Consider the following 10,973-nt stretch of genomic DNA (forward strand, 5'->3'; position numbering starts at 1 on the left):
TCCAACCTTTCTTGAAAACCTTTCAAGACTTTCCAATCTTTCCAGGCGCCTCGTGTCGCCCGGGCTGCTCCGTGCTGTCTCGCCCATGCTCGCCCATGCCACTTGACAGCATCGTGCCCCCGGGTACTGTCCCGCGCCTTCGGAGCTGCGTTGTTCTCCAGGCTGTTCTGTGCGACAGACAGGAATCCCCTTACCTCGCGAGGTAAGGGGATTCGATTACTTGCTAAGCTTTCCCGTTAACGCTTTCCCGTTAACGCTTTCCCGTTAACGCTTTCCCGTTAACGCTTTCCCGTTAACGCTTTCCCTGGCTATTCTGTGCGCGCACCGCTGTTTTCGTAGGTGCTTGTAATCGTCTTCCGTGTGCGCTCCTGACTGGATGGCATGAGATGTGCGTACACACGGAGCGTCAGGCCCGGATCCGAGTGGCCGAGGTACTCGGCCAGAGCCTTGATGTTCTCTCCGGCGTCCAAGAGCACCGACGCGTAGAAGTGCCGTAGCGCGTGCATGCCGTTCTCGCGGGACTCGGCGTACGACTTGCCCGGCTTCCGATCGGGGATCACGCCTGCCGAGGCCAGCGCCCGCTTCCACACCTCCTCGTTGAGGGACGTCCGCCAGACGTGACCGCCGCGGGGCCCAGTGAAGATCAGCCGCTTGGTGACAGGAGGCCCGTCCGCCACCTTCCACGGCAAGGTGACGTCGACGGGTGGGAACCGCTTCATGTGGGCCCGGAGCGCATCAGCGACCGGCCCAGGGAGCGGAACGTCCCGCAGCTTGCCGCCCTTGGGCGGGGCGAACACAGCCTTACTGCGGCTCAGCTTGAGTTGCTGGACCACGTGGAGCGTGCTCGACGTGAAGTCGATCGCGTCGACGGCGACGCCGAGGATCTCGCCCTGTCGCAGACCGCAGCCGCCGCCCAGGTCGACCATGGCCCGGAAGCGCTCCGGCATGCCGGCCTGGACGGCGAAGACCCGTTCCGGTGTCCAGGGGACGATGCGCTTGGCATCCACGGTCGGCGGCCGGACGGAGCGAGCGGCACACGGGTTCCGGGGAAGGTGCCCGTCGTCCACCGCCGCGCTCAGGACGGCACGAACGTTGGAGTAGATGGTCCGGGCGTACGACCCCCGGATGCCGTTCTCCTGTAGCCGTCCCACCCAGTCGCGGATGTGCGCAGGCTGGAAGGACCCGAGGGGACGCGGCCCCAGGTACGGGAACGCGTGCAGCCGAAGCTGCGACTCCATTGAAGCCTGGGTGTTCGGATCGGGCGCGTGAGTTACCCACTTCTCCGCGTACTGCTGGAACGTGATTCGGGCCGCGCGCGGGTCGATGTACTGCCCGCGCGCCATGTCCGCCTCGGTCTGCGCCAGCCACTGATCAGCAAGACGCTTCTGCCGGTCGGGGAAGCTCTTGGACTTCTCCGTACCGTCCGGGCCGATGTAACGGGCCCGGTAGCGCAAGCCGGAGCCGTAGCGCTCGCTCTTCACCTTGCGTGTCTTGCCGTCCGACCCAACCTCGGTCTTGTACCAGCGATCTTGGATGTGCCCAGCCATCAGGCAGCCGCCCCCTCACGCTGGGAGTCCACCCAGGCCCACACGTCCGCCGGGTCGAAGCGCAGGTGCCGGCCGACCCGGAAGCCACGGGGTCCGGTGCGCTTGCGGCGCCACTGGTAGACCGTTTCGACGCTGGGCAGCTCGAACATCTCCACCAGGTCGTCAGGGGTGAGGTACCGCGAGGGCAGGGCGCGCGGTTCGGTGGCCACGTTGGCCAGGGCGAGGCGTCGGTTAGCCACAGGTGGGTTCTCCTTCTGTACCAGGGGCGGGTTCGATGGATGCGGCCAGCCAGGCTTCGGCGTCGGAGAGGCCAGTTCCGGCGAAGACCCAGTGCCCGAGGACGTACGTCGTTTCAGGCCCGTTGTCGGGGGTGTTGGCTGCGGCTTGTGCTCGGCGCCATTCGGCGCGGGCGTCGCGGAGGGCGCCGAGGGTGGTGGAGTAGCGGCGGGACTTGGTGGAGAAGTGGCCGCGGAAGCCGAGCATGTGAGCCCAGGCGCGCAGGCGGAGGTGTTCGAGGTCCTTGCGTGCGCCGAGGGTCCAGGCGGTTCGGATGAGGCGGCGGGCGTGTTCGCTGATGTCGAGCTGGGCGAGTTCGGCGGCGAACTTCAGCGGACGGTCGAGAGCTCCCGTGGCCGTCTCGGCGCCCTTGGTGGCGTACTTGGCGATGTACGCCGCTACGGCCCGCTCGGTCAGCTCCTGGCCGTCGTTGAAGTCGGCGGATCGGATGGTGCGGACGTCGAGTTGGCGGCCGAAGGTGAAGGTGTGGGTGCGGTCGTCGAGGGTGGGGCCGTCGACCTTGACCTTGGATGCGGCGGCACCGATGGCGTCGGTGAGCAGCTCGGCGGTGGCCCAGGCCGGGGGTGTGGTGTCTCCGCCGCCGGGGCCGTCGATGCGGATCACGGCGTGAAAGTGGACGGCCCCACGCTTCTGGTACTCGGCGACCTTGGCGAAGGAGACGCGGGCGTGGTCGCGGAGGCGGCGCTGTGACAGGCCCGCGCGCTTGGCGACCTCCCGGCGCAGATAGATCGAGAAGCGCCGCCAGAGGGACCCGGCGTGCGCGTTCCAGAGCACGGACGCCTCGTAGTCGTAGGTGTCCGGGTTCAGCGGGGTCCCGAGCGCCTCGTCCTCCTGGTCGTGCTCCATGCCACAGCGGCAGGGGCGACCGTCAGTGCGGCGGTTGTGGACCGGGCCGAAGCCGGGAGCGGTGAAGGTGGCGAAGACCCGGGGGTGGGCGGCGACGTGTTCAGGGGTGCCCTTGCCGCCCCGCAGTCCGGCGGTGATCAGTTGGAAGGTGTCGCGGCGGTAGATCTCGGAGCAGGCCGGGCAGCGGGTGGTGCGGCGGTTGTTGCAGCGGACGAGGAGTTGGCCGGCCGGGAGGGTGGTTGAGTCGAGGTGCTGGAGGATGCGGCCGATCTCACCGGTGGTGGTGTCGACGTCGTACTCGGTGCGGTGGCCGTCCAGGCGGATCGGGTGGGTGCAGCCGCCGAGTCCGGAGAGCTGGCGGAGGATACCGGGCAGGGTGCCGTCTGCGGCGAGCTTGCCGAGTTCCGGGAGTGGGGGCGGGGTGGGGCGGGCGAAGATGACGGTCTCCTTCTGACGGGCACTGGTCGGGAGGGGTGGGCCACCGGGGCGGCGGATGCTTGGGCGTGTCATGCCGCTCCGGAGGCCGGACCGCTGGTCAGCGGCGGTGGTGGTCGCGGAGCAGGGAGCGCAGGACCACGGCGGCGACGGCGACCGAGATGGCCGTGACGGCGACGGCGGCCAGGAGCGCGGTGAGGACGACTCCGCCGACGAGGACGGCCGCGACGGTCTTCTGATCGATGGAGACCGCCGGGAACGCGGGACGCCGGGCGGGGGCCGGGTCGGTGGGGGCGTGGGTGTGGGTGGGCTGCGGGGTGGGGTTGTCCGGGTACTTGGGCAGGAACACGGCTGCGATCTCCTATCTACTCGTCTAGATGTGTTGGCCGTTTATGACGGTCACGCCGTTGCGTGTGCCGGACTCGATGGCGGGGGCCGGGAAGGTGTGCGAGAGCCAGAAGCCGAAGAGGGCGATCAGGACGACGATCCAGGTGCGGACGCCGAGGTATTTGACCGCCGCCCAGGCGAAGAAGCCGAGGACGACGACGAGGGGGAGGTTGAGCGTCACGGGGTGCGGGGTCCTTTCAGCGGACGGGGCAGCGGTGGGTGCGGGCGGCCAGTTCGGCGGCGGCGCGGCTGTCGTAGTCGGCGGAGAAGTTGCAGCGCGGGGCGGTGCAGGCGGCGGTGTGCTTCTCGCGGCCGCGACCGTCGTAGGCGGTGCCGACCTGGACGGGGCCGATGCGGGTGACGTTGCGGAAGCGGCGGTTGGCGGGCATGTCAGGGCTCCTCTCGCGGGGTGGGGGCGGGGAAGGAGTCGAGGATGCGGGCCGCTTCGGCGGGGTCCGAGGTGCAGTCGGCGGCAGCTTCGGCGAGGAGCCGGGCGAGCGCGGGCCGACCGCTGACGGCCATCTGGCGGGCCGCGTCGAGGTAGTCGGCGGCGGTGTTGAAGGTGAAGAGGGGCACGGGTCAGCTCCCTGTCGGTGCGAGGTGGGCGGCGATGGCTTCGGCCATGGGTGCCGGGACGCCGAGGCGGGCCCGGAGGGTTGGGGTGTCGATCGGCGTGCCGGTCCGTGTGTGATGCTCGGCGGCGACCTTGCGGGCGTGGTCGATGAGGGCGGCTGGGACCGGTACGGGAGGGCGTTCCGGGGGTGCCTCGATGGCGGGCAGGTCGGGGGCGGGCGGCTCTTCGGTGGGTTCGGGGGCGTCCTCCTGGTCCTCGATGACCTCGGCGGCCGGGGCCGTCTTGGGTGCCGAGTGGGCAAGGAGGGTTCCGCCGAGGAAGGCGACGGCGGGCCAGCCTGCGACGAGGATGCGCAGCCAGGCCGGTACGTCGGTCAGGTCGAGGAGGCCGGCGGTGGCGACGTTCGCGCCCAGGGACGCAGCCAGCGCGATGACGAACCAGCACCAGGCCGCCGCCTTTGCGGTGCCGGAGCGCAGTCGACGCCAGGCGGCGACAAGCAGCAGGTCTACGGACACCGGGTAGGCCCACGCCTTCCAGCCGTCTTGTCCGGCGGCCATGGCGATGTCGTGGATGTGGGCGAAGGACAGCGCGGCGGCGATGAGCGCCTGTACGAGCACCGCGTCGAGGCGGGCCAGTGGGGCGCGCATGATGGCGACTCCTTCCGGGTTCAGGCATGGGAGGGGTAGGGAGATGGCGCGAGGCGGTCACGCCGACCGGGGCGGGAAGGGGTGTCAGTCGGTGACGGGGTGAGGCTGGACGGCCGGAACGGGGGCCTCAACGGGCCGTACGGGGACGGCGGGCCGGAAGGGCTCCAGTGCGGGCAGGCCGGGCACCAGGTGGGCCGTCTGTTGGCAGATGTCGGCGGCGGCGCCGAGGGAGAGGTAGGGGGTGCGGATGCGGGACCAGCCGCCGGACGTGTCGCCCGCGACGGCGAGGCCGGGCAGTTCAGGGGCGATGGCGCAGGCGGCCGTGACCGCTTCCGGGGCGATGTCCCCCAAGGCCATCTTGGCGGAGGCTTCGTCGTTGACGCGGTGGCAGACGCGGCCGGTGAGCTGGGCCCGGAGCATGGTGGCGCCCTTGCCGAGTTCGGCGCCGAAGCGCTGCCCGCAGACTTCCAGGTAGATGCCGGCCGCACGGCCGAGCTGGGCGAGGCGGATGAGCTGGGTGACCATCTCGTCTCGCCGTTCCTCGTCCTTCTTCGTGGCGACGAGGAAGAGTTCCGCCACCTCGTCGACGAACAGCACGACGGGAACGGGCCGTTGGTGTTCCGGCAGGCCCCAGATGTCTGAGGTGATCTCTTCGTCCGGGGTGCCGGGGGCGATGCCCTGCCGGGCTCTGATCAGGTCGTATCGGTCCTCCATCTCTTTGACCAGGACGGGCAGCAGTTCAGCGGCTTCGTCCGGCTCGGTGGCGAGGGCGGACAGCCGTGGGGCGAACGGGGCCAGCTCGACACCGCGCTTGCAGTCGAGGCCGACCAGGGCGACGTTCTGACGGGCGAGCCCGGAGACGAGATGCCGCAGGTACATGGACTTGCCCGACAGTGTTGCGCCCAGGGTCAGTTGGTGGGGTACGGCCCGGTAGTCGCGTACGAAGGGCATGGCGTCCTCCCGCAGCGCGACCGGCACCCTGAGCAACCCGCCATCGGTCTTGCGCGGCATCCGCACCTTGCGCAGGACATCGAAGCCGACGAGCCGCAGTTCGACGACACCGGGCTTGACGGTGGTGACGTAGACGGCGTGGACGCCCCAGGCGTGCCGCAGCCGTTCGGCGGAGGCGGCGACGTCGGCGGGTTCCTGCCCCGGAGCGAGGCGGAGCCGCAGCCGCAGCCCGGTCGAGGTGGGCCGGATGATGCCCCGCCGGGGCGGCACAGGCCGGATCTCCCGCCGGGTGGTGGCCTTGACAGCGAGGACCCGCAGCCGGGACGGGGCCACGGTCAGGCCGCAGGCTTCCATGACCGAGGCGTACGAGCTGAGCAGCCGGACGGTGGATATCGGACCGCCGACCGCCGACCAGTACAGACCCGGGTGGTTGGCCCGGGCGTAGGCGGCCCCGCCACCGAGCGCGGCGACAGGACCACCCACCTCCAGGAGCGTTGTCAGATCGGTCATCAGGCAGTGGCCCCCATGGCGGCCGGGAAGGCGGCCGGGGTGACGGCGGCGGCCCGGTAGGCGATGCCGTGACGCTGCTGCCCGTTGAACACGGACTCCCACGGCCGGGCGATCAGCCCCGGCAGCGAGACGGGCGAGCCCAGGATCAGGCCCTCGGTGACGCCGCCCTCCGGGACGGTGACCTTGATGAGCGAGGACTCTCCGTCCTCGATGTACACGACGCCGATGGTCATCAGCGCCTCACCGCTCACGGCGTCCTTGGCGATCTCGCCGGTCTGCCGGTCGCGGACCTTCGGTTCCGGGGCCTCCGTGAGCAGGATCGTCGCGGCGGAGGTCTCAACACGGATGGTGCGCACAGCACACTCCCCTATCTACTCGTCTATACATGTAGCGATCTGCGAACCCGATCTCCCGGGCTCACGAGGATCACCCTGCCACACAACTTGCCCACTCGTCTATACGAGTATGCCTGTTGGGGTGTACGAGTTCGAGGAAGTGTCCCCCGCGCACCACCGCCGGTCACCCGCTCACGTGGCCGGGAGCTGGTACGACAGGACGTACGCGTCCGCCGCCATGACCGTGTCACAGACCTCCACGGGCCGTCCCTCGGTGTCGAAGGCGGTGCGGATCAGGTGGATGACGGGCACGCCGGCCGCCAGGCGGAGCGTCTTGACCTCGGCGGGCGAGGGCATCCGGGCACGGATCTCCTCCTCGAAGTGGTCGAGGCGGTGACCCAGCTCTTCGAGGCGGGCGTAGATGCCGCCGGGACCGGGGTTCGGTTCGGCGATCTGCGTACCGCGGGCGATGTCGAGCGGCAGGTAGGAGGTCGCGAACTCGACCGGACGCCCGTCGAGGAGATACCGGCGCCGCCGGGCGAGCACCCGCCGCACAGACCCGAGCCGGGTGGAGACGTCCTGACTGGCCTTTTCTTCCTTCACCTCAAGACTGTCGACCTGGGGGTGACTGCCGGCGGCATCCGCCTCCACGATGAACGCGGACTTCCCCTGCTCGCGGTGGCGCCGGGCGAACCGGTCGGAGGCGAGCCGCCGCACCGGCGGACGTGGCCGGACGAACACGCCCTTGCCGTGCTCGGCGTGCACCAGGCCCTCACCCTGGAGGACGGAGAAGGAGTTGCGGACGGTCATCCGGGACACCCCATAGTGGTCCACCAGCTCAGCTTCCGAAGGCAGCTTCTCGCCCTCCCGGAACCGCCCCCGGTCGATGGCTTCGCGCAGTTGATCGGCGATCTGCCGGAAGACCGCACGATCGCTCGTGGGGTCGAGATCACCGAGCAGGCCCGAAGGAAGTGAAGGGCTCACGTGTGTACTCCTTTAGGTATCTAGACGAGTGGGTGAGTGTTGTTGCTACGGTGGAGAGCCTAGCCATCCGAGAGGGCCGAGGAACGTGAGCACAGAACGCCCGCACTCCGTGAGCGTGGCCGGGGTCGTCGTCGACGACCAGGGCCGGGCCCTCCTGATCCAGCGCCGGGACAACGGCAAGTGGGAGCCCCCGGGCGGTGTCCTTGAACGCGAGGAGACCATCCCCGAAGCCCTCCAGCGCGAAGTCCTCGAAGAGACCGGCATCAAGATCGCGCTTCCCGCGACCCTCACCGGCGTCTACAAGAACATGACCGGCCTGATTGTCTCGCTGGTCTTCCGCTGCGAGGCAGCCGACGGTGTGCCCACCACCGGCGACGAGACCCGCGCACTGCGCTGGGCCACCCGTGAAGAAGTCTCCGAACTCGCCGACGAGGCTTACGCGATCCGCGTCACCGACGCATTGGACGCGGCGTCCCCGCCGGCCATCCGCGCCCACGACGGCGTGAAACTCGTCTAGTCCGAACCCGCTGCACATGGCGGCCTACCAGCATGAAGGAACTTGTATGCACGAGTATACGAGTATGACGCGAGTCTGGGGACTGTCTTGCCCAGGTTTCCCGGAAGAGGTCAGCCGAGCCCGCCGCTGGACCCGTGACATCCTGCGCGGCTCCCCTTTTGCCGAGGACGCCGAGCTGATCGTGAGCGAGCTCAGCGCGAACGCGATCCTCCACACGGCCAGCGGCCGGGACCAGGGCAGCTTTCACCTGGCCGTGGCGGTGTCTGCCCAGGTGGTTGCCGTATCGGTGACGGACGACGGAGGCACGGGCACGGCCCCGAAGATCGAGCACCAGGACCAGGACGCCGAAGGCGGCCGCGGACTCGGCATGGTCAGCTCGATCGCCCACCGGGTCGTCGTCCACGACAGCGAGGCCGGCCACACGGTCACCGCGGAGCTCTTCACGGACGTACGAGGAGGACGGCACCTGTGCTGAGGACGACGACCAGCCCCGGCTTCTGGTGCGAGTGCTGGACACAGGACCTGGACGGGCAGCAGGCGCCGGCACTCTTCGGGTCCTACGACGCGTGCGGTGCCGTGGAGGCGAACAACTGGGTAGCGACGATCCTCCGCACCATCTCACCGGCCCTCGACGCAGCCGCCAGTGCAGAAGCTTGGGAACGCCTCTACGACCACCGCATCGACACCCGCCGAGCGCTCCTACAACGCGAGCCCTGGACCGTATCCATCACCCACATCAGCACACGCATCACATGGACGGTCCGACCAGTGCTCTTCCTGGCACTCGCCCACCGCCAGGGCACAGAACTCCCAGCTTGCGCACTGAGTTTCAGGTCGGCAAGGGGCGTATGACGAGGCCCTCTTGGCTGAAGGCTTCGGCCGGGCTTTCCTGGTCTCGGGGGACCTGTCTCAGGGGGAGGGATCCATGGCAGACGAGTCTGACGTCCTGCTCGAACTGTGGAAGGGGCAGCGCGAGGAAGCTCGGCAGATGGAGAACCAACGAGCTGCACTGACCAACATCATGATCATCGTGACGGCTGCGGCTCTTGGTTTCCTGACTCAGCAAGAGGGCCTTGAGGCCTCCACGTTGGGCCTGACACTCCCCTTGTGCGTACTGGGCACCTTCGGCGCAGTAGCCAGTGCGAAGTACGGAGAGCGTTGGGCCGTTCACTCCGGGCTCGCGGACAGCTTGCGTCAGGAGCTGGGGCTCCGTCACCCAGAGATCAACCTGCCAGGCCTCATCGCAGAGAACCAAAGGGAGCATCGGGCCGAGTTTCCTCGGATCTTCAAACTGAAGATTTGGGCGCTCTGGGTGGTGCTCCACGCAGCCATAGGCGTCGGGAGCTTGCTTCTCAGTCTCTGGATCCTGGTGACCCTCGACTGACACAAGTCCCCTAGAAGCGATGCGTTACAACTTTCTCTACTGGTTCAAGGCCCGCGCACGGCGCGGGCGCGAGCCGCCGGGCGCGGCCTGCCTCCTGTCTTCGCCCCGGCTGGCCGCGCCCGGCGGCGCGCTGCATGCATGCGGGTTGAGCAGATAAAACCCTCTGCGGCTGGGGCCGGTCGGCTCCACGGCTTTAGGCAGCCAATTTGGCGCGAGCCTCGAAGATCATGGCCCAAAATCGGGCGCTAGCGGGCAGGCTCACAAACCTGCCCGATCCGCTGGCTAGCGTAATGGGCCATGATCACTCGCACCAAATCAGATCCAGCCCAAAGCCGCTCCACCTACCTTATGTCAGTAACTAATCTTCGAGCACCGGCCGCGGCACAAGGTTGAGGTCTTCACGAAGGGATTCGGCGGTTTTATTAATAGCCGCGCAGAGTTCGGGAATCGCCTGCTCGCAAACAATGGTGATGATTGCGTGCGGAGGGCCACCAGCAGTCACCTTATTTCTCCATACGATAGTCCCTTTTTCGATCCTCGACAGCACCGGATCACCCTCGGAATCCAGTGAGCAGGTAAATATAGGAGCGTCCACGACAATGATCGGCACGGCAATCTGATAGGCCATATTTCCTCGGTGAGGATACATATTGGCCGTCCCGTCTGCAGCCTTCGTGACGCTCATCATCGCAGCATAGGCTGCATCTTCCCGACTCTTCCCCAAGCTGGTGCGTACAGCCGAGTAAGCATTATTCTCGCTAATTGCAAAAAACGGCAGCCTGTCCTCCCATTTTTCCTCTGACTTGAATTTCCCCCTTGAGGCGCGGTGGGAGTAGGTGCGCCAATGCCTGCCGACTTCTGCAAGTACGTGGCGTTGCGCGACCTTGGCAGCGTCTGTAAGGGAGACTCCGCCAGAGAACAGGATCCAAGGTTTCCCCGGGGAACTCTTACATTCGACAACGGGGCACAAGAATGCAGGGATCGCGTCGGGATATCCTATATCGCCGAGCGGAATTCTGGCGCTGATGTCAATCTCTCGGAGATCATCCGACTCTCGATCGCGGTAAAACTCCGACTGAACAAACGGAATGCCGCTGTCACGGAAATGGCGGGCCACCTTCATCTCTAGTGGGTACCCCTGGTCTAGGAGCCACGAGCGAATCTTTACGGCCAACGGATCTTCCGCATTCGAGCCAGCTAGAGTCGACTCTTCTTCCACTCCGCCCCCTTTATTCTCAATCCCGGCGCAGTAGTGATGCCCACTTTTCGGTGCCCATAGCACCCACCATGACACTGTGCCGGCCGCCCATGGCTATGACTGTCACCGATCATAGGACCCTTGGTCAGGTGATTCCTCGGCTCCGGTGTTCACTCTGGCGCATGCCTCCGCAGGTACACGCAGCGCCCGCAACCACCTATCTAGATTCAGAGCTGCCGGTGGGGTCCCTCAGGCCGGACCTGCAGTAAGACGTCGTCTCATTTGGCGAGTCGGCGGTAGCAGATGAGGCTGCAGGCGATGGCGGTGAAGGCCAGGAAGTGCTCGGCCTTGCGTTCGTAGC

Annotated in this window: 15 protein-coding genes; 3 read left to right on the forward strand and 12 right to left on the reverse strand. The window is 67.5% G+C overall.

Features of this window, described 5'->3' with window-relative positions; translation table 11 throughout:
* Nucleotides 1-308 precede the first annotated feature (308 nt).
* The 11 genes from ACFV9M_RS29110 to ACFV9M_RS29160 all read right to left on the reverse strand — a co-directional run bounded on the left by ACFV9M_RS29110 (nucleotide 309) and on the right by ACFV9M_RS29160 (nucleotide 7,513).
* Nucleotides 309-1,547 (reverse strand): tyrosine-type recombinase/integrase, encoded by a 1,239-nt coding sequence (locus ACFV9M_RS29110; RefSeq protein ID WP_385070214.1) that lies wholly within the window; start codon nucleotides 1,545-1,547, stop codon nucleotides 309-311.
* Nucleotides 1,547-1,786: a helix-turn-helix transcriptional regulator gene (locus ACFV9M_RS29115; RefSeq protein ID WP_385070212.1), complete on the reverse strand. Its 240-nt coding sequence runs from the start codon at nucleotides 1,784-1,786 to the stop codon at nucleotides 1,547-1,549. The genes ACFV9M_RS29110 and ACFV9M_RS29115 overlap by 1 nt, the downstream gene beginning before the upstream one ends.
* Entirely contained in the window at nucleotides 1,779-3,200 is a 1,422-nt protein-coding gene (locus ACFV9M_RS29120; RefSeq protein WP_385070209.1) for a replication initiator, read from the reverse strand. The genes ACFV9M_RS29115 and ACFV9M_RS29120 overlap by 8 nt, the downstream gene beginning before the upstream one ends.
* Before the next feature lie 25 nt (nucleotides 3,201-3,225).
* The gene (locus ACFV9M_RS29125) at nucleotides 3,226-3,474 is read right to left on the reverse strand and encodes a SpdD protein (RefSeq protein WP_385070206.1); all 249 of its coding nucleotides are present in this window, start codon (nucleotides 3,472-3,474) and stop codon (nucleotides 3,226-3,228) included.
* Between the two features lie 24 nt (nucleotides 3,475-3,498).
* Nucleotides 3,499-3,693 (reverse strand): hypothetical protein, encoded by a 195-nt coding sequence (locus tag ACFV9M_RS29130; protein ID WP_385070203.1) that lies wholly within the window; start codon nucleotides 3,691-3,693, stop codon nucleotides 3,499-3,501.
* A gap of 16 nt (nucleotides 3,694-3,709) precedes the next feature.
* Nucleotides 3,710-3,901: a mobile element transfer protein gene (locus tag ACFV9M_RS29135; protein ID WP_381814682.1), complete on the reverse strand. Its 192-nt coding sequence runs from the start codon at nucleotides 3,899-3,901 to the stop codon at nucleotides 3,710-3,712.
* 1 nt (nucleotide 3,902) lies between these two features.
* Nucleotides 3,903-4,088: a hypothetical protein gene (locus tag ACFV9M_RS29140; protein WP_385070201.1), complete on the reverse strand. Its 186-nt coding sequence runs from the start codon at nucleotides 4,086-4,088 to the stop codon at nucleotides 3,903-3,905.
* Nucleotides 4,089-4,091: 3 nt separating this feature from the next.
* The gene (locus ACFV9M_RS29145; protein ID WP_385070198.1) at nucleotides 4,092-4,733 is read right to left on the reverse strand and encodes a DUF2637 domain-containing protein; all 642 of its coding nucleotides are present in this window, start codon (nucleotides 4,731-4,733) and stop codon (nucleotides 4,092-4,094) included.
* Between the two features lie 84 nt (nucleotides 4,734-4,817).
* The gene (locus tag ACFV9M_RS29150) at nucleotides 4,818-6,194 is read right to left on the reverse strand and encodes an FtsK/SpoIIIE domain-containing protein (protein ID WP_385070195.1); all 1,377 of its coding nucleotides are present in this window, start codon (nucleotides 6,192-6,194) and stop codon (nucleotides 4,818-4,820) included.
* Nucleotides 6,194-6,550 carry a hypothetical protein gene (locus ACFV9M_RS29155; protein ID WP_055635081.1) on the reverse strand — a complete coding sequence of 119 codons (357 nt, stop codon included), beginning with the start codon at nucleotides 6,548-6,550 and terminating at the stop codon, nucleotides 6,194-6,196. The genes ACFV9M_RS29150 and ACFV9M_RS29155 overlap by 1 nt, the downstream gene beginning before the upstream one ends.
* Nucleotides 6,551-6,721: 171 nt before the next feature.
* Nucleotides 6,722-7,513 carry a GntR family transcriptional regulator gene (locus ACFV9M_RS29160; RefSeq protein WP_385070192.1) on the reverse strand — a complete coding sequence of 264 codons (792 nt, stop codon included), beginning with the start codon at nucleotides 7,511-7,513 and terminating at the stop codon, nucleotides 6,722-6,724.
* Nucleotides 7,514-7,622: 109 nt separating this feature from the next.
* Here ACFV9M_RS29160 and ACFV9M_RS29165 point away from each other — a divergent pair, with 109 nt between their 5' ends.
* The 3 genes from ACFV9M_RS29165 to ACFV9M_RS29175 all read left to right on the forward strand — a co-directional run bounded on the left by ACFV9M_RS29165 (nucleotide 7,623) and on the right by ACFV9M_RS29175 (nucleotide 9,414).
* Entirely contained in the window at nucleotides 7,623-8,030 is a 408-nt protein-coding gene (locus ACFV9M_RS29165; protein WP_359270679.1) for an NUDIX hydrolase, read from the forward strand.
* Nucleotides 8,031-8,076: 46 nt separating this feature from the next.
* Nucleotides 8,077-8,505: an ATP-binding protein gene (locus ACFV9M_RS29170; protein ID WP_385070189.1), complete on the forward strand. Its 429-nt coding sequence runs from the start codon at nucleotides 8,077-8,079 to the stop codon at nucleotides 8,503-8,505.
* A 450-nt stretch (nucleotides 8,506-8,955) separates the two neighbouring features.
* Nucleotides 8,956-9,414, forward strand: coding sequence for a hypothetical protein (locus ACFV9M_RS29175; protein WP_385070187.1), 459 nt, complete (start codon nucleotides 8,956-8,958; stop codon nucleotides 9,412-9,414).
* Nucleotides 9,415-9,772: 358 nt separating this feature from the next.
* On the opposite strand, the gene ACFV9M_RS29180 is transcribed toward ACFV9M_RS29175, so the two are convergent.
* A complete protein-coding gene (locus ACFV9M_RS29180; protein ID WP_385070184.1) occupies nucleotides 9,773-10,537 on the reverse strand; it encodes a hypothetical protein in 765 nt (254 codons plus the stop codon).
* Between the last annotated feature and the right edge of the window lie 436 nt (nucleotides 10,538-10,973).

It is taken from the genome of Streptomyces sp. NPDC059895 (genome assembly GCF_042731035.1).
In the GTDB taxonomy this organism is placed as follows: domain Bacteria; phylum Actinomycetota; class Actinomycetes; order Streptomycetales; family Streptomycetaceae; genus Streptomyces.